The organism is Thiomicrorhabdus indica (genome assembly GCF_004293625.1).
Taxonomy (GTDB): domain Bacteria; phylum Pseudomonadota; class Gammaproteobacteria; order Thiomicrospirales; family Thiomicrospiraceae; genus Thiomicrorhabdus; species Thiomicrorhabdus indica.
In genome coordinates, this window is the sequence record NZ_CP033040.1 from 1,256,388 (window position 1) to 1,275,564 (window position 19,177).

The 19,177-nt window shown below is 40.2% G+C and carries 10 protein-coding genes; 8 read left to right on the forward strand and 2 right to left on the reverse strand.

The genetic code is table 11. The features are described 5' to 3' along the window. Window positions 1–86 precede the first annotated feature (86 nt). Both D9T12_RS05325 and D9T12_RS05330 read left to right on the forward strand, forming a co-directional pair. The gene (locus D9T12_RS05325; protein WP_130537205.1) at window positions 87–5,675 is read left to right on the forward strand and encodes a PAS domain S-box protein; all 5,589 of its coding nucleotides are present in this window, start codon (window positions 87–89) and stop codon (window positions 5,673–5,675) included. A gap of 17 nt (window positions 5,676–5,692) precedes the next feature. Continuing rightward, window positions 5,693–6,964, forward strand: coding sequence for a diguanylate cyclase (locus D9T12_RS05330; protein ID WP_240693253.1), 1,272 nt, complete (start codon window positions 5,693–5,695; stop codon window positions 6,962–6,964). A 65-nt stretch (window positions 6,965–7,029) separates the two neighbouring features. On the opposite strand, the gene D9T12_RS05335 is transcribed toward D9T12_RS05330, so the two are convergent. Continuing rightward, window positions 7,030–7,686, reverse strand: coding sequence for a metallophosphoesterase family protein (locus tag D9T12_RS05335; protein ID WP_130537207.1), 657 nt, complete (start codon window positions 7,684–7,686; stop codon window positions 7,030–7,032). Window positions 7,687–8,120: 434 nt separating this feature from the next. Here D9T12_RS05335 and D9T12_RS05340 point away from each other — a divergent pair, with 434 nt between their 5' ends. From D9T12_RS05340 to D9T12_RS05365, 6 genes are read left to right on the forward strand one after another with little or no spacing between them, the layout of a single operon-like run. Next, complete coding sequence (locus D9T12_RS05340; protein WP_165395039.1) at window positions 8,121–10,148, forward strand: TonB-dependent receptor plug domain-containing protein; 2,028 nt, start codon at window positions 8,121–8,123, stop codon at window positions 10,146–10,148. A 23-nt stretch (window positions 10,149–10,171) separates the two neighbouring features. Beyond that, entirely contained in the window at window positions 10,172–12,127 is a 1,956-nt protein-coding gene (locus D9T12_RS05345; RefSeq protein WP_130537209.1) for a TonB-dependent receptor, read from the forward strand. Beyond that, complete coding sequence (locus tag D9T12_RS05350; RefSeq protein ID WP_130537210.1) at window positions 12,099–13,181, forward strand: ABC transporter substrate-binding protein; 1,083 nt, start codon at window positions 12,099–12,101, stop codon at window positions 13,179–13,181. Before D9T12_RS05345 ends, D9T12_RS05350 begins: the two co-directional genes overlap by 29 nt. Beyond that, on the forward strand, window positions 13,178–14,209 hold the full coding sequence (locus D9T12_RS05355; protein WP_130537211.1) for an LLM class flavin-dependent oxidoreductase: 1,032 nt from the start codon (window positions 13,178–13,180) through the stop codon (window positions 14,207–14,209). The genes D9T12_RS05350 and D9T12_RS05355 overlap by 4 nt, the downstream gene beginning before the upstream one ends. 11 nt (window positions 14,210–14,220) lie before the next feature. Then, on the forward strand, window positions 14,221–15,246 hold the full coding sequence (locus tag D9T12_RS05360) for a FecCD family ABC transporter permease (RefSeq protein WP_130537212.1): 1,026 nt from the start codon (window positions 14,221–14,223) through the stop codon (window positions 15,244–15,246). Window positions 15,247–15,259: 13 nt separating this feature from the next. After that, the gene (locus D9T12_RS05365; RefSeq protein WP_165395040.1) at window positions 15,260–16,018 is read left to right on the forward strand and encodes an ABC transporter ATP-binding protein; all 759 of its coding nucleotides are present in this window, start codon (window positions 15,260–15,262) and stop codon (window positions 16,016–16,018) included. Window positions 16,019–16,220: 202 nt separating this feature from the next. Here the strand turns inward: D9T12_RS05365 and D9T12_RS05370 are convergent, their stop codons facing one another. After that, window positions 16,221–18,920 (reverse strand): ExeM/NucH family extracellular endonuclease, encoded by a 2,700-nt coding sequence (locus tag D9T12_RS05370; RefSeq protein WP_130537214.1) that lies wholly within the window; start codon window positions 18,918–18,920, stop codon window positions 16,221–16,223. Between the last annotated feature and the right edge of the window lie 257 nt (window positions 18,921–19,177).

The window sequence follows — 19,177 nt, forward strand, 5'->3', positions numbered from 1 at the left end:
TTACGTATCTATAAAACTCTACTTCTTGCAACCAGAGTGTAAATTTGTCAAGAATTGTATGTATTCTCCAACTATAGGATGTTGTCATGTCTCCCACTTTTATTAGTGAAAAACTTTTTGATAAGGGGCCGGTTGTAGTCTTTGTTTGGCAAAATCAACCTGATTGGCCTGTTGAGTTTGTGTCTCAAAATATTCAGGTCATCTATGGTTATCACCCTGATGCCTACCTTTCAGGTGAGCGACGATATGCAGATCAAATTCATCCGGATGATATTGAGAAAACGGGCCAAGAAGTTGCGCTTGCAAGCAAAAACTTAGAGTGTGAGTCTTTCACTCATGAACCTTATCGTTATAAGCATCAAGACGGACACTATTGCTGGGTTAAAGACTTTACGCAGATCATTCGAAACCAAGAGGGTGACATTACCCATTATGTGGGTTACCTGATTGACATCACTCAAGAAGTTAACCTGCAACAAGAATCTAAAAAGCTTCAAGAACGTTTGGATTTGGCTTGGTCAGCGACCAATGATGGTTTATGGGATTGGAAGCCAATTTCAGATTCAGTGTATTTCTCTCCGCAATGGAAAAAAATCATAGGTTACCGGCCGGATGAGTTTGAAAACAAGGTTCAAGGTTTTTTTGATGCTATTCATCCTGATGATCAAGCGGTGGTGGATGCCTGTTTGAAGCGTCATTTTAGTGATCCTGACAATATTCCTTATGAAGTAGATTTTCGTATGCGTTGTAAAGATGCGTCCTACAAATGGATTCGTGCGCTCGGTAAAGCTACTTTAGATGAGAGTGGACAGGTTATTCGCATGACTGGCGCGCATACAGATATTACTGAAACGCATATCGCTCAGACAAAATTGAAAGAGAGTGAAAAACGATGGCGTTTTGCAGTGGATGGTTCGGGTGATGGTCTTTGGGATTGGAACTTGCAGACAAATGAAGTTTATTTCTCCGACCGTTGGAAAGGTATGCTTGGCTTCGAACCGGAAGAGATTACAGCCAGTTTGGAAGAGTGGGAAAGACGAGTTCACCCGGATGATTTGAGCAAAACCTATGAGGATATTAACGCTTGCTTAAACCAAGAAGTAGATGTCTATCGAAATGAACACCGTGTGCTTTGTAAAAACGGTGACTACAAATGGGTTTTGGATCGCGGAGTAGTGATGGAATGGAGTGAGGACAATCACCCCTTAAGAATGATTGGTACTCACACTGATATTGATTTAGAAAAAAAACAGTCACAATCCATTTTGCAAATGGAACGTCGTTACAAATCGATGTTTAAGGATCATCACGCAATTATGCTGTTGATAGAGCCTGAAACAGGTCAAATTATAGATGCGAATAAAAGTGCCGAAACATTTTATGGCTACTCCCATGAAGAGTTCCAAAGCCTAACGATTCATAAAATCAATCAACTGTCGTCACACGAAATTGCTGAAAATCGCCAAAAGGCGATGCTCCAGGCACAGCACAAATTTGTATTTCCTCATCGTTTAAAAAATGGTGAAATCCGTGATGTAGAGGTCTCTGCTTCACCGATTGATATGGATCAGGGAAAATTGATTTTCGCTATTATTCGAGATATGACTGAAGAAAAGGCAAATGAAAAGCGCATTACTAAACTTGCGAAACAAGTTGAAGAGGAAAGGTTACGTTACAAAGCTCTGATGGAATATTCTCCTGATGGAATCTTTGTCATGGATTTTGATGGTTATATACATGAATGTAACCCATCCGCCGCTGAAATGCTGGGTTACTCCATGGATGAAATGTTGGCACTAAATGTTTGCGATTGGGAGGTGATGGTTAAAAAAGAAGATATTCTCCCAATGATTAGAGAGATTGGTCGAACTCCAGTAAGTTTTGAATCGCAGCATCGACGAAAAGATGGATCAATTTATGACACATCAATTATCGCAGTAAGAATTAAGATTGAAGGCCATGATTATTTATACGCATCAGTTCGTGATATTAGCGAACAAAAAACACTCCAACATTTATTGTTAGAAAGCAACAAAAAACTCTCTAATCTAGCTGACAATGTTCCTGGTGTTATCTACACCTTTCTTTACCGGCCGGATGGTTCTAGCTGTTTCCCTTATGCTTCTGATCATATCTATGACATTTATGGCGTTAGGCCATTGGATGTTAAAGAGGACGCGGCAAAAGTTTTTGCAGTCATTCATCCTGAAGATTTAAATACTATCTCAAAAACCATTGCAGATTCGGCTGAAAACTTAACGATGTGGGAAGTTGAATATCGAGTCAATCATCCGACAAAAGGTGAGATTTGGGTAAAAGAATTGTCTAAACCTGAAAAACAAGCCGATGGTGGGACACTTTGGTATGGATATATTGTTGACATTACGCAAAGCAAAAATGCCCAAATTGAGATTGAAAACGCAAAACAATATTTTGAAACTCTACTGGAAAGTGCGTCGGATGGTATTCATATTCTGGATTCTGAGGGGAAATTAATCGCTTGTAGTCAATCTTTTGCAGAACAGATTGGTTATGAAAAAAATGAACTGAAAGGGATGAGTTTTGCGAAGTGGGATTCTGGAGTTATTTCAGAGGATTCAGAAGTAATTGCACATGCGATGAGTGGTTTACCCAAAACCTTTGAAACGGTTTTTGAACGCAAAGATGGCTCTGTACTGGATGTGGAAATTAACGCGAAATGGGTTGAGCTAGACGGTGAAGAATATGTCTATGCATCCTCTAGAGACATTACTGAAGCGAAACAATTGAAGAATGAAATTATTCGCGAGCGAAATTTCATTTCTACAATTGTGGATAATGCCAATGCGGTAATTGCCGTTATTCAGCCGAATGGCACTATGTCAAAACTGAATTATTTTGGTCAGCAGTTTACCGGTTATAGTGAGAAGGAAATTTCTTGTGAACCTTATTTTTGGCTAAGATTTTTGCCTACTGAACTCCTCTCTAAAGTTAAACAAGTTATTGAAAATGCAAGTAATGGCGGATTGTTTAAGACCGCGCAAAATGCTTGGATTTCCAAAACGGGTGAAGAGCATATATTTGACTGGTCGAATGCGGTGGTAAAAAAACAAGACGGTTCTGTAGATTACATCTTCACAATTGGTATTGACATCACTGAAAATGAACGTCAAAAACAAGAAGCGCAAACAATCTTTAATACGACCAATGACGGATTGATTATTTTGGACTCAGAAGGGCGCTTGATTCATTCAAATGTGGCGTACCTCAATATGTTAAATCTCACTGTTGATGAGCTAATTGGACAGCAGTTTTTAGAAAATGTTGCTGAGAGTGACCGGGCTCATGTTGAGACAATATTCGTTGAAGTTTATAAAACGGAACATGTTAAAAACGTTGAGTTTACAAGTCTAGTCAATGGTAGCGATTGTGGCGTTAAACTCGGAGCATCGGTGACTTTGATGCCTGACAAGTCACATTTATTGGTGAGCATGAAAGATATTTCGGAAGAAATTGAGCTGCGAGAAGCTTTAATCCAAGCAAAAGTGAATGCAGAAAATGCAGCGCGTTCAAAAAGTGAATTTTTGGCGAATATGAGTCATGAAATTCGTACGCCATTAAATGGAATTATTGGTTTAAATAATCTGATTCTTGAAACGCATTTGACTGAGCGCCAAAAAGATTATTTGCAAAAATCGCTTCAATCGTCAAAGGCACTACTAGGCGTTATTAATGATGTGTTGGATTACTCTAAAATTGAAGCTGGAAAAATGGAGTTGTCAACACACGAATTATCGATTGAACATATGTTGCGTTCGGTGACGGATTTATTTGAATACGCCGTGCTTGAAAAAAATCTCGAGTTGCATCTATCAATTGATTCAAAACTCCCTAGAAAAGTTATAGGTGACGGGCTTCGTTTGACACAAATATTGAATAATTTGGTCGGTAATGCTGTGAAGTTTACTGAATCAGGTGATGTGACGATTTATGCAAAATTGATGTCGGAAAACGATGATCAAATTGAATTGTGTTTTTCGGTTGAGGATACCGGAATAGGAATGGATGAAGAAGAGTGTCGTAAGTTATTTCAAGCATTTTCTCAGACAGATACTTCTAATACACGAAAATATGGTGGTACCGGTCTAGGTTTGGTCATTACTAAGCAGTTGGTCGAACTGATGGGGGGAGTTATTCAAGTCGACAGTCAAAAAGGGAAGGGAAGCCATTTTTGGTTCACTGTCATGCTTGAAAAAACGGATTCAACAGAGCTCAAGCCAAGGAATCTTGACGATTATTATCGGGGAAGTTTTTTAGTTGTTGACGATAATGAGATTGAGCGTCAAATGATCGGTGATATTCTTAAGTCATGGAAAATACGCCCAATTCTCTGCTCAAACGGTTTTGAAGCCTTGGAGTATGCGAGAAAGCACCCTGTTGACTATTTATTAGTTGATTGGCAGATGCCGGAAATTGATGGCTTAGATGTAATTCAACAAATGCATTTGGAACATCAAGGAGGCTTCCCAAAGGTCATTATGATCTCAGCGATGTTGAAAGAAGATTTAACTAAAAAAGCCATTGAACGTGATATTCAACCGGATCAAATTTTACACAAACCGGTCTCCCCCTCGACTCTTATGGAAGCTTTGTTTAATGACATTCAACCTAATTTGGTGTCTGATGCTTTAGGCGAAGACAAACTTAAATTCAAGGGTAATATTCTGGTTGCTGAAGACAATGAGATTAACCAAATTGTGATTCGTGATTTACTTAATTCAATGGGCTTAGAGGTTACGGTGGTCGAAAATGGTGAGCTTGCCACTCAACGAGTTCAGTCTGAGAACTTTGACCTTGTTTTAATGGATTTGCAAATGCCGGTGATGGATGGCTTTAAGGCAACTAAAATTATTCGTCAAATTAATAGCAGTATACCGGTTGTTGCGCTGAGTGCAGCGGTCATGGAGCAAGATCGTTTGCAAACGCAGAGCGCAGGTATGAATGCACATATCGCCAAACCGATTGATTTGCAAGAGCTACAAACCGTTTTAGCAGACTATTTGCCTTATGAAACTCAAAAAGTCGTCCAAAACCAGCACTCAGATTTTTCGGTTTATGGTATTGATTTAGACCGGCTCCAGAAAATTTACCCGGATGATCAATCAGTTAAACGAATTCTTAAAATGTTTGAGAAAAACTTGGAGGAATTTGAGCAAAAGGTTCGCTTGGTGAATGACGATTTTTCGTTGTTAAAATCGTTGGTTCACTCATTAAAAGGGGTGAGTGGTAATGTTTCTGCAACGGAAATACACCTTTTATCTAAGCAAATCGATTTGGCGTTAAAAGAGCTTAAAGTTAGTCAAGTTCAGGGTGGCAACTTGCAAATTAAAACCTTGATGGATAGGTTAATGATTGAGATTAAGCAGTGCAAACTTGCACTGGGTAGGTTAGAGTTTGAAGAGAAGGTTCTGGACAATGCAAGAACGTCCAGTTCGGAGCTGAAGGCTGTCATTGATGCCGTATATGTCAAACTGGTGGCTAATGAATTTATTGAAGATGAGATAAGAGAACCGCTTTATCAAGGAATAGAGCCTATTGCATCAGAGGTTGAAGTTGCTTCGCTTCGCGAAGCGATTGAATTGTTTGACTTCTCGAAAGCAGTTGAAACCCTAGATGATATAAAAAAACGTTTATAGGAAAGTTTTTGAACGACATGAATCAACAAAATAGCCGGCCATCGATTTTGATAGTGGATGATGAACCTATCAATTTACAACGAGCGGCACAAACTTTACACAAACAATATCAATTGCATTTGGCTAAAAGTGGTTTGGAAGCCTTGGAGTTTTTGGAATTTGGTCAAGTTGACTTAATTCTTCTGGATATCGACATGCCTGAAATGGATGGTTTTGAAGTCGCAACGCGTTTAAAGGAAAAGAATGCGACGGCCAGTATTCCACTGATTTTTTTAACCGGCGATGATAGCGAAGAGACGATTGAAAAAGCATTTGGTTTAGGGGTTGTCGATTATGTAACCAAGCCCTTTCGTGACAAAGAACTAAATGCTCGTATTAAAAATCGAATTGAAACTGAGCTTCTTAAGCAAAAGCTTCATGCAATGAACACTTCTCAGCAACATCTGCTGGAAATCATTAATGACTATGTTTTTTATTTGAAGACCGATTTAACTGGAATTATCACAAAGGTCAGTTCTGCTTTTGTTGAAACTTTGGGATGTGATGAAAAGGCATTACTCAATCAGAGTATTCAAATTTTGAAATCAGGCCATACCCCAAGTTCAGTTTATTCAAAATTATGGGAGACACTTAAGAAAAACCAGGTTTTTAGTGATGAAATAGAAAACCGAAATTTTAAAGGTGGCACGAACTGGTATCGAGTTTTGATTAAGCCAGATATTGAAGATAATCAATTGGTAGGATATGTAGCTTTTTATACCAACATTGATAGTGAGGTTGGCTATCAACAGCAAGCCATATCTGATTACTTAACTGGGTTAGTAAATCGTGCGAAATTTGAGCAGGAAATTACTCAAGAGATTTATCGAGCGAATCGATACGATACGCCATTATCATTATTAATGATTGACATTGATCATTTTAAACGTGTGAATGACACTTATGGTCATGATGTCGGTGATAGTGTATTGGTCGAGTTTAGTCAACTTCTCAAAAAACATACTCGCCAATCGGATATTTGCGCTCGTTGGGGTGGGGAAGAGTTTGTGATTATGTGCCCGAACACAAATCTGGAATCGGCAATTAGCCTTGCAGAGTTGTTAAGAAAGACTATTTCAACGAATGTGTTTAAAACTGTCGGTCACTGTACGGCGAGTTTTGGTGTTGTACAACTATTAAAGGATTCCGATTTGAAGACGTTATTCAGTGATGTTGATCAATCTTTGTACAAAGCTAAAAATCATGGTCGCGATTGCGTGAGATCCATTCAGACCGACGAGTGTTTGTGAAGCAGTTCTTCTAGCAACCACTCGACTAAGTTTTTGCTTTAAAACTTTTTAGGTTCCATGTCGTTTCATTTGCTTATTTTAATCAAATGACTGGTGGTGGCTGCATTTGAATAAAGCACTTTTTCCAAAGTCGTCATTCCATTGGCTTCATGAATGTGTCCAAATAAATGTACTTGAAGTTGATGTAATTTTTCAATGCGAGCTAATAGGTAAGGGCAGCCGACAGAAACTTTCCCCGCAGCATTTTGAATAGTATCTAAAATACCGTAAGCTGGACCATGAGTAATTAAAACATCAATATTATCGGGCACCTTGCGCCACTTTTCTATAGAGTCTTCAGCACCATATAACTGAAAAGCCCAGTTACAAAATTCCGGCGTATAAGGACTTCCATAAAATCGATAACCTTCAAGTGTAATTGATTCATCGACTAATAAATGAACATTATCTGGAATTTGGTGTCGGCCGGTATTTTTCTCTTCAAACACTTCAAAAGCTCGATCATGATTACCTGGAACGAGAATCTTGTGTTTGACAGGTAAGTTTGAAAACCAATTCAAAAAATCATGTATTTCTTCCCAATTATCTGACTTAGCGGTGAAATCCCCACTGTGAATAATCACGTCAGAATTAGCCAACTTTTCAGGTTCATTGAACTTAGGGTGATGATAATTGCCATGCGTGTCAGAAAGGTGTAAAAGATTCAGTGGTTTTGATGACATTTGAAAAGGCCTTTAACGCAATCCAGAAAAGTTTTAAATATCAAATTAAGGTGGTATTTGAAGTTATAGGTATTCCTTGTAACCCATTGATTACTATTGAAATGTAAGCACGGATCATGAATGTTACCGGCCGGTATTTTATCAAACATTCCGCATATCTAATCTTGATCTGCTAGGGTTTTTACATCGATGCTCCAATTTATTTGTTCCCTTCATTTTTGTTGCTATAAATAGCCAGTTAAGTTCAATTATTTATTGACATAAGAGATTGGTTATATTTTAATTCACCCAAATTCGTTATTACTTAAAAGATATATCGAAATTATTATTATCTAATTAATAAAAAATATCAGTGAATTTTAGATTGATTTGTTTCTTTACGAATCAATTATTAATAATTTTCGATATGTATATAAATAGATAAAGAGATGCTTATGAAAAATGTTTACCACCGTAAAAAAACTTTACCGGCCGCTATTCAGACAGCTTTTTTGTCATGGGCTGTTCTACAAACGGCATCGGCAGACACGAATGTGTTTACGCTTGGGCAGATTCAAGTCATTGAAGAAAAGCAAGCACCTTACAGCGCAATTGAAGTGATGGAAGTTCAAACTCAAGGCCGCAGTAATGTCGGGGAAGCCATTGCCAAAGTACCCGGAGTGACGCTGCAGATCGGTGGAAGACGTGCTGAAACTCGTGCAAATATCCGCGGTTTTGATTCTCGACAAATTACTCTCAACCTTGATGGGATTCCAATTTATGTACCTTATGATGGCAATATTGATTTAAGTCGTTTTCAGTTAGCGGATTTAAGTCAAATTGAAGTCAGCAAGTCGCTTGGTTCACTTCTTGAAGGCCCAAATAATATGGGTGGGTCAATCAATTTAGTCACTCGCAAGCCATCGAAGTCGTTTGAAGGTCAAGTCGATTTAAGTTTTGAGGGGGGGGATAGCGGTCTTTTTAAACATTCTCAAAATGTGCAAGTGGGTTCTGTTTTAAATGAACACTTTTATTTCCAAGCCGGAGTTTCAGCATTTGAATCCGATGATTTTCCAATGTCTGATGATTTTACCGCTACCGAAAACAATGGCAAGGTTTACCAAACAAAGGGAAATCGCCTGCGCTCTGGAAGCGAAAACCAAAGTGCGAATCTTAAATTGGGTTTTACACCCAATAGCACGGATGAGTACAGTTTGAGTTATTACCGAATCAACGGATCAAAAGAGTCAAGTCCTTACGCTGGAGATGCGGATACCGTGCGTTACTGGGATTGGCCACAGTGGGATAAACAGAGTGTTTATTATGTTGGTTTCACTCAATTGGGCAGTGGTGAATCCGCAGGCTATCTAAAATCTCGTTTGTATTACGATACTTTTGATAACGCGCTTAACTCTTATGACGATGACAGATATTCATCCGTGACACGAGGGTATGCCTTTCGTTCTCAATACAATGATTTCAGTACTGGAGGTTCAGTCGAAGCAGGCATGCCGTTTGCCAACCATTTTGTGAAGGCGGCCGCTTTTGTGAAAAAAGATCAGCATAAAGAACGTGACAATGATACTGACATTCAATCTGTTGATAATCGGTGGCGTACGTTTGAAGGCGAGACATTTGCTCTGGGTCTAGAAGATAAAATTACACTCTCCGATACCACAAACCTCACGCTTGGTTATCGCTATGACCGTTATGAACTGACCAAAACAGATGATAATGATGTGGCAACAGCGCCACAAGGGTCTCAAAATGAGCACAACTGGCAGGCTAAAGTTCAACACAAAATAGGTGAACAACAACTGCTAGCCGGTGTCTCGCTAAAATCTCGCTTCCCAAATATGAAAGATCAAGTGTCTTATCGATTAGGGCGTGCTATTCCAAACCTTGAGCTTCAAGCCGAAAAAGCTTTGCACTATGAAGTCGGTTTAAAAGGCAAAATCTCGCAGGTTCATTACCAAGCGAATTTATTCTACTCTGACATTAAAGATGCGATAGAAACCATTGCCGTTTCTAGTAATCAATGTGGTGGCACGACATGTGACCAGAACCAAAATGTTGGTTCAGCCACATCTAAAGGGCTTGAAATTGAGGCTCATACTTCCCTAACGAACACCCTAGACTTAGGCATGAGTTATGCACACCTGATTCGTGATTTGGCTGATGACGAGATTGTTGCCACCTATGCACCTAAACAGATTGTGAACCTTAATCTTGACTGGTATCCAAACAAAGCATGGCAGTTAGGTGTTGATGGTCATTATCAATCGGATAGTCAAACGCGTTTTGATGGTTCTCGACCAACCGATGGGTTTAGTCTTTGGGATTTAAGAGCACACTATCAAGTGACTAAATCTTTGCAAACTAACTTTATGGTTAAAAATCTGTTCGACAAAAACTATGAAATTGCCGAAGGTGATCCAATGCCAGGTCGAACTTTGTGGGCCAACCTAAATTATCAATTCTAAGCTTCAATTTAAAAGAATCCTAAATGAAAACACTGCAAACTTCTTTATTTCTCGCTTTTATTGCACCAGTGACATTGCCTGTTTATGCAGATCAACTGTTGGATCAAGTGAGTGTAACGACCGGTCAAGGTATTCAGGCAGAAAATGTTTATTCTCAACCTAAAAGCTTTACAAATAACAGTCAGACGTTTAAACGTGAGGATTTCCAAAAGCTGCCAATTACGAATGCCTATGAAATGCTGGATTATGCAACCGGCGCTTTTATTCAAACCCAAGGACGCAAGTCTCCTTACTTTGCTAGCATTCGTGCAGGGTCCAATTTGGGAATTATTATTGATGGGGCTTTTTTGCCACCGCCTGCAGTTTCGAAAGTTTTAATGCAACTGCCTGTCAGTGCGATTGAGTCGATGAAAATCGTCCGTGATGCGAGTGCCCTGAACTTGGGGCCTTTAACTTCCATTATTGGCCCAATGACCAGCTCACGAACAGAGGGGTTTATTGTCATTAAAACGTTGAGTGCTTTTAAGCAGCCTAAAAGCGAACTGCATGCAAAAGTTGGAACTTATGATCAATTGGAAGTTGATGGCACAACCGCTTATCAATTCAATGACAAAGTTGCCGGCCGGTTAGTTTTAGCTCATCAACAAAAGCAAGGACCGGATGATTACTACAACGACTATCAACGCAATGTCGGACTTTGGAAATTAGAAGGCTTTCACGATCAATTTGATTGGCAAATTAATTTCTTTCACAGTGATGGTGAGCAGTCATTACAACGTGGTTTAGCGACCTCCGGAGTATCGGACGCCAAATGGAATTATGATTCAATGGTGGTTCGAATGATTAATGGGCAAGCGGGTTATTACTGGGACAGCAACAACACTACCGCAGTGCGATTTGCACACTCTCAGAGTGATGCTGATTTAAATCAATACAGCCACTCTAACCCGATGGCTTACAAGCTTGAAGTTACGGAAGAAAACTTTAGTAATTTTGACTTAAGTCATGCGATTCAAAGTGAATGGTTTGAGGGGGAAAATCTTCTACGTTTTGGCTATAACTGGATGCATTATGACAATCCTACTGGAATGCTTTATTACCCAGGTTTTGCGCGAGAAGAGCAAATTCATTCTCTATATCTACAAAATGAATTTCAACGCGATGTGTGGAGTATGGATTTTGGCTTGCGTAGCGATACACGACAGATTGATAAAGGCTATGAGCAAATTGGTAAGCAACGTCGCATTATTGAAAACGTTGAGCTTGACTCGTTGATAACAGCCGCGTTTGGAGGATCTTATCAATTTTCACAAAATGATTTGCTCAGTTTACGCACGCTTTACACCGAGCAACAGCCTGTCAGTGTTTACACCAGCAACAACGAGCAGCTTCAGCAGGAACAGCGCATTCGTTCTGAACTGGGTTGGAACCATCAATGGTTTCAAAACTCTACCGGCCGGTTAGAAACCACCATTACGGCGTTTCATGAAAAACTTAAAAATGGGGCTTATGTCGCCAGTCAAATTCCCGATCCTGAAGAGGCCGATAGTTTCATTAATGTTTATGACAATGCAAGTTGGCGCAATCGCGGAGTGGAGCTTGAAATCAAAGGGCGAATGGCTGAGTTTGGCTATGAGTTAGCTTTGAGTAAAGTCAAGCCTGGCGACACCCCAAGTGGTGTGATGAATGTCCCCGAACGCTTAATCAAAGCTCGACTGTATTACAACACACCAAGTTGGCAGTTTGATCTCGGTGCACGTTCTATGAGTGATTATCTGTCTGCCAATAAAGCTGGTTCTGGTATTGCGGGTGATTTTGTCACCTATGATGCTGCGATTGGCTACAAAACCAAGTCGGATGACTTAAATCATCATTGGTTATTTTCAATAAAAAACCTGACTGATAAAAAGTACGAGACCATTTACGGTTTTCCAAGTGAAGGTATTAACTATGGGGTCGATTATCGTGTCCAATTTTAAGACTTACCGTATGCGAATTTTGCCAAAAAACTGGATGAAAAGTGTTGGGTTAACTGTTTTATTGATGGTTCCAAACTTGAGCTATGCACAGTCTTGCATGACGAATCATGACCCAGAGAGAGTTTATGGAGCCAATCCGATTGTTACTTATATGTTGGTGGCAATGGCTCCTGAAAAAATGATTGGTTGGAACTTTCCTGTCTCACCTCAAGCAAAAGAAATTTTCCCGGCCGGTGTTTTTGAGAAACCGGTGATTGGTGGTTGGTTTGGACAAGGTCGAACGCCAAATATGGAAGTGTTGTTAGCCAATCATCCTGATTTGATTGTGATGTCTGGTGCAATGGTCAATCCAAAACGGCAGGAAATGCTTCAAAAACTGGGAGTACCGGTGTGTGATCTTAAGCTTGATACGTTGAATGATTACCCGAGTGATTTTCGTGACTTAGGTAATTGGTTAGGAAAGGCTGAGCGTGGTGAGCTTCTCGCCACAAAAATGGAGGCCCTTATTGCTCAACAAATGCAACTGAAAGAAGTGTTGGCTAAACGCAAGGTTTCACTTAAAACCGTGTATTACGCCCAAGACCCAAATGGTTTAGCGACAGAGTGTCGTGGCTCAATTCATGCGGAAACGATTCCTTGGGCTGGCGCTGTTAACCCTCATGTTTGTCCTGCCGATCAAGGAAAGTATTCACGTTATGGCAAGGTCGCAATCAATATTGAAACCTTACTTAAATACAATCCCGATGCGATTGTGACTCAGGAAAAGGCTTTTTATGAGAAGTTGGCGTCCTTGCCAAGCTGGCAAGCTTTAAAAGCGGTAAAGAACAATCAAGTTTTTTTTGCTCCGCAAACGCCATTTCGTTGGCTAGATCGTCCCCCATCTTTTATGCGGATTTTAGCTGCACAGTGGTTAATGCAAAAACTTTATCCTAATGTGCCTGAAATCGCTGCTTTAGACACGGTTAAAACGACGCAAGAATTTTTTCAGGACTTTTTTCAAGTTATTTTGAGCAAACAGCAAGCTGAACAGATTTTACAAGGAGGCACGCTATGACCACCAATCCGAAACTGGGTGCCATGTTGCATATCACGCCAGAACTAGGGCAAACACCAACGCAAACATATCAAAGTTTTACTCATCTGGTTAAAGAGCTTGATCAAATGGGCTTTGATAATGCTTGGGTCACGGAACATCATTTTAATGACATGAGCCTGACGCCTTCGCCTTTACATCTTATGGGGCATTTTTTAGCGAAAACCGAGCAGATTAGTATTGGATCAGCGGCACTTTTAGTAGGATTTCATAATCCTATTGAAGTGGCCGAAAGTTTGGCTGTTTTAGACGCTCTTTACCCTGAAAGGGTGTTTTGTGGATTTGCGAAAGGCGGTCCATTTGAATCACAAAACAGTGCCTTTAAAGCCGATAAAGATTTAAGCCGTGCACGTATGATTGAGGCTGTACCTGCAATGTTGGAGCTGTGGCAAGATCAGACTGAGTCAACGCATCATGGTGAGCATTATCAATGGAATAATGTCAATTTACAGCCTAATTGTGGGTTGCAAAACTCACGTTTATTTATTGCCTCAGGCGATGAACAGACAATTGAAATGGCGGTTAAAAATAACCTCGGTTTAATGGCGGCTCAATTCTGGGATATGGCCAAAATACATCAACAAATTTCGCATTATCAAAAAGTGGCACAAACGGTTTTTAAGCAGCCGAAAAAACCGAACATGATGGCGGCTCGCGGTCTGTTTGTTCACCAAAATTCAGCGGTGGCTAAACAAAGTGCATTGGAGCATATCCGTAGCTTTCGAGAACAAAAAGCGAAACATTGGGGCAAGACGCCAGGACCTATGGCAAATCTTGATCCAGAAGAAATGTTGTCCAGAATGCTTTGCGGAACCCCTGAAGAAGTGGCTGAAAAAGTGTACAGCCTTTTACAAAACGGCGTGACGCATTTGGCCTTAAACCCATTGACTCAAAACCATTCAGTGCGTTGTGATCAATTGCATTGGTTCTATGAGGAGGTTTGGGGGCAGTTTTTAAATAAAGATACCAAACAGAGACAATCCGCTTAATGTTTCGTTTCATGACAAATAGCTTATCGCTTTCTCCAAGCATTGTATTGGTGTTGCTGAGTTTCTTATTGGGCGCGAGTGCTCTTTTTTCATTAAGTCTCGGGCGTTTTGATTTTGCCCCTTTAGGTAGTATGCAAGAGCTGTTTATTCACTGGGGATGGCTTGAAGGTGAAACTAATCCAATGATGACCAGCATTTTATTGGATGTGCGCCTGCCCAGAATTCTGGCTGCTATTCTAATTGGGGCCGCTTTAGCCATCAGTGGTGCCGCTTTCCAAGCACTTTTTATGAACCCTTTAGTTTCTCCAGGAATTTTAGGGGTGTTATCAGGTGCTGCGTTTGGAGCTTCCTTAGGAATTTTGTTATCCGATGAAATTTGGGTTATGCAGCTGTTGACGTTTGTTTTTGGGCTTTTAGCTGTTGCGATTGCGTTGTTGTTGGCTAAGGGCGAACTCAAACAAAATATGATCATTTTAGTCTTGGGTGGAATGATAACCGGCGCTTTGTTTGGTGCTTTTTTATCAATCATTAAATATGTTGCTGATCCATACAGCAAACTGCCAGCGATTACCTATTGGCTAATGGGATCGCTTGCCAATGTGAATGGTGAACTGTTGTATTGGTTAGCGCCGTTTGTGCTGACCGGAATTGCCATCTTAACTATGCAAGGGCATGTCTTAAATGCATTGAGTTTAGGTGATGATGAGGCTAAAACACTGGGTATTTCGGTAGAGAAAAAAAGAATGCTGGTGATTGTGGTTGCCACATTTTTAAGTGCGGTGACGGTCACGCTTGGTGGAATGATTGGTTGGGTCGGGTTGGTGATTCCTCATATTGTTCGTCTGTTGTTTGGGGCTGATAACCGTTTGCTCCTACCTGCTTCGGCGCTATTAGGTGCAATTTATTTATTGTGGGTAGATAACCTTGCTCGCATGGTCACCAGTATTGAAATTCCAATTGGTATTCTTACCGCATTAATCGGTTTGCCGGTATTCGCTTGGGCACTTAAAAATGCCAAAAAAGGTTGGCATTCATAATTTGGGAAAAAATATGAACAAGACAGGTTTGCTAATGACGCAAGGCCTTGCTGCAAAGCATCAAAACACCATGATTTTTAGAGAGGTTGACTTACAGATTTTTTCTGGAGAGGTGATTGCTCTTTTGGGGCAGAATGGTTGTGGTAAAACGACATTATTACGCACGCTTTTGGGACTGCATCCAAAAGCAGCCGGCGAAGTTTATTTCGATCATATCTCAAGTTCTAAAGTTTCAACAAAAGAGCGAGCAAAGAGGGTCAGTTACGTTCCTCAGGTGCATAAAATGGCATTTGGTTTTCCGGTGATAGATATGGTGCTTATGGCAACTTATGGAGAGAGGGCTCCGTGGCTAAAAGCGAATGCTGAACATTTTGATATGGCTTGGGAAGCGCTGAAATGGATGGGAATTGCCGATTTAGCTCATCGGCCTTATACCGAACTTTCCGGTGGGCAAAGACAAATGGTACTAATTGCTCGTGCATTTGCACAAAATACCCCAATGATTTTCATGGATGAACCCACAAATGGCTTGGACTTTGGAAATCAGATCAAGCTTCTTGAAAAAATACATGCACTCAAAGCCTCTGGTAAAACGGTGTTATTTACTACGCATCATCCTGAGCATGCAATTCATACCGCTTGTCGTGCTTTGACAATGAAAAACGGCTCAATTCTTAGTCAAGGATGTCCGAAAGAAACTTTAGATAAGTCTATGATTCAGAACTTATATCAATTGAATGAACAACAACTCAAAAATCATCACTACGCATAAAACTAGATGTTCTGTGACTGAAAATCGGTATTCTTGGTTACCGTCTATTGAATTGTTAAAGCTTTAGTTGTGCGAATAGTTATTTCCTCTCGCCACACAGTAAAAAGCCGCAGTCGTAGCTGCGGCTTTTAAACAGTGAGAGCCAAAACTGATTTTTTACCATAGGTTCTACTATGGGTTTTAGCCGCTTACCGGTTTTATTTTAATGACGATTTGCCCATGGTACAAATTTTGAGAACCAAGAATCAGAACCGGGTTTTTCATTGACTTCAATAGATGTGACGCTGCTTTGGTCATCGAAGATTAAAACAGAGTGTTCAATACCATTAATGTCAAAAGCATAAGGTTCAGTCTTCTTGCGCGTTTCCAATGTTACTTCACAGATACCTTGATCATTGGTTGTACAAGACGCTTGAACTGCATCACGGCGCATTGACCATGAACCTTGAACATTCGCATTTTCAACGACTTCACCCAGATCATTTTCAATTTGGAATGTGACAGTAATGAGGCGTTTGCTAAAGCCAGGGCCTATCCATTCAACATCCGTTTCCATATTGGAAACGATAATATTTTTGGCAGAAGGTTCTAGATCTAAACCGATGATTACTGGATCATGGTCGGACGCACGATATGGATCTGAGTTATAAAAAGTAATGTCTTGATTGTCTGACTTATACTCTAAGTTGTAATCTAGAGCGCGAGGTTCGTCAGCATTGATATGCCATTCTGTGACACCGCTTACTTGAGACGTTAAGCTTTCAGAAGATAAGGCATGATCTAAATATCCAGCTTGTCCGTAAAAGACATAGGAGTAGTTCATGTCTGATGTTGACATGCTGTCAATCAAATCCTTATAACCAGCGCCTTTAATTGCTGAGATAGGGTCTTCTTTCGCATAAGCGTTTAAATCACCAATAATTAAAGTATCAGAATCACCACTTTGTGTTGGATCTGTCGATAACCAATCAGCCAATGCTTGAGCAGCTTTAGTACGAGTTTGGTTACAGTTTCCTTGTCCATCATTCATGTCTGGATCACCAAGGTTATCACAGCTTGAACCTTTCGATTTTAGGTGATTGACTGAAACTGTTACGATCCCATTAGTTGCTTTTTCTACAAATGTTTGGGCAAGTGCAGGACGGTTTTTATCATCAATAAATTCAGGGTTAACACTGCTATCCAAAATTGCAGATTTCCCACTCAATTCAACTTTATCAGTTCTATAGATAAAGCCTACCGCAATTTCATCTGTACCAATTTTAGAGACACCAGGATTTACGAAATCATAAACTTCGTCCATCATTTCGGCATTCAAAGCTTTTACAAGGCTTGCAATGGCACTGAACTCTCCGTAGCCATCATTTTCAATCTCCATTAGACCGATGATATCCACATCCATAGCAAGGATTGCTTTGACGATTTTTTCTTGTTGGCGTTCAAACTCTTCAAAATTGTCTGCGCCTCGGCTCGTAGGGAAGCCACCGCCTTGTCCATCACCGTTGAAGTAATTTAAGACATTGAAGCTGGCAATTTTTAAAGAGCCACCAATTGATTCTGGCTGGAGTGTTCGTAGATTCTGACTTTCAGTTTGAGGTGTCACAGTAGGTTGGATTTGATAATTTCCATAGCTGTAATTTACAACACCTTGAAGGCTTGTCACCATATCGCCGGAACGAAGTGTGTTGTAAGCAGATAATTCAGGAGATGGATAAATCACAGGGTCTGGGTTTTGACGACTATTGTTATCATCAACCAAAATACGATTTAAATCATTTGCTTGCTGCATAGCAAGTGCATCATTTCCAGGGCTGACAACATTGGTTGGTACTTGCAGACGACCACCAGAGGAAAGCCAGAATTGACCGTAACGTGCAAGGTCATAGTTTTCAGTAACAGTTAGATCCTGTGCAAAGCTGACCAGCATCCCTTCATATCTTTCCATGAAGTCAGTCGAAGCAAATGGTAAGGTAACCTCTGTAGGTGTTACCTCGTTTCCACCGTCAACAATGCTGATACTTTCTATATTTTTAAGTTGTGTCAGATCATAGTATTCAGCGACTTGAGCAGTCAGTTGAACTCTATCACCTATCTCCGGTAGTTCAGACAGGTTCGGTGCATACACAAAAATACCTTCTGAAGACAACTCCGAATCGTCGTAATCAAAAGCTTCTTCCTGAATATTAAAACCGTTCAGGTCATCCAAACGTGCTGTAACGATAGCTTCTACACTGACAGTCTGGCCACTTAGCGGAGAGTTGCTTCCTTCACCTTGAATCTCGTGAATTTTAACGAGTTGAGTAGGAGAAGGAGGGGGTTCATTATCGCCATCATTACTTGATCCAAAATTCCCTAGATCTGCAACAGTATCCTGGGCATAACCCGTCCACAGAAAAGGAGGATCAAACGCATCAAATGGATTTGTGTCAGCAATCAGTTGAGCACGTTGTAAGGTATTATCCTTGGTACTGGTATCACCTGTACCCCATTCAGAACCAGGATCAAAACCAACTTGACCAATGGAATCGATAACAATGCCATTGTTTGTTAAAACAATGGCATCATCACCATTAAAGTTAATTGAACTGGTTTCTAAATCTGTTTGAGCAAGAATGTCTGAGCTTGAACCTGGATTTGCCAAGACGAAAACGGCACCATTAGCCAAGCTACCGTTTAGGTCAATGCTGTAGCTCGGTGAATGACTTCCATTATGGTAAGCCTCGACTTTATAAGTCGACAAATCAATATCGATTCCTGTGTCGTTATAAATTTCGATAGCCTTGTTAAAGCTGCTACCTTCAATATATTCACTGAAAAGTAAATCTGGTACTGCCGAAGCAGTCGTGGATATTGCAGACAGACATAAGGTTGCCAACAATGTTTTCTTAAAATTCGGGTACATGAGGAGGGTCTCTCTTTATAGATAAAAACGTCAAACGTATCCCAACGTTTGAGCCGTAATAACTTAAAGAAGTAACGTGAAACCCTTATGAACCAAATATTAAGTGTGATTTAAATTTATATTAAACGAAGCAATTTAGTGGCTTATTTACGAATTCGTGGGAAGCTGAAGAGAGGTAGGCTGCTGTAGTGATTTCATTAAAAATGAAGCATAACGGCAACAGTCGTAGAATAAATACTCAAAAACATGTTGAAAAG

Bases quoted from the DNA above. Each gene is read 5' to 3' on its own strand.
- D9T12_RS05325 (WP_130537205.1), top strand. From the start codon at position 87: ATGTCTCCCACTTTTATTAGTGAAAAACTTTTTGATAAGGGGCCGGTT.
- D9T12_RS05330 (WP_240693253.1), top strand. From the start codon at position 5,693: ATGAATCAACAAAATAGCCGGCCATCGATTTTGATAGTGGATGATGAA.
- D9T12_RS05335 (WP_130537207.1), bottom strand. From the start codon at position 7,686: ATGTCATCAAAACCACTGAATCTTTTACACCTTTCTGACACGCATGGC.
- D9T12_RS05340 (WP_165395039.1), top strand. From the start codon at position 8,121: ATGAAAAATGTTTACCACCGTAAAAAAACTTTACCGGCCGCTATTCAG.
- D9T12_RS05345 (WP_130537209.1), top strand. From the start codon at position 10,172: ATGAAAACACTGCAAACTTCTTTATTTCTCGCTTTTATTGCACCAGTG.
- D9T12_RS05350 (WP_130537210.1), top strand. From the start codon at position 12,099: ATGGGGTCGATTATCGTGTCCAATTTTAAGACTTACCGTATGCGAATT.
- D9T12_RS05355 (WP_130537211.1), top strand. From the start codon at position 13,178: ATGACCACCAATCCGAAACTGGGTGCCATGTTGCATATCACGCCAGAA.
- D9T12_RS05360 (WP_130537212.1), top strand. From the start codon at position 14,221: ATGACAAATAGCTTATCGCTTTCTCCAAGCATTGTATTGGTGTTGCTG.
- D9T12_RS05365 (WP_165395040.1), top strand. From the start codon at position 15,260: ATGAACAAGACAGGTTTGCTAATGACGCAAGGCCTTGCTGCAAAGCAT.
- D9T12_RS05370 (WP_130537214.1), bottom strand. From the start codon at position 18,920: ATGTACCCGAATTTTAAGAAAACATTGTTGGCAACCTTATGTCTGTCT.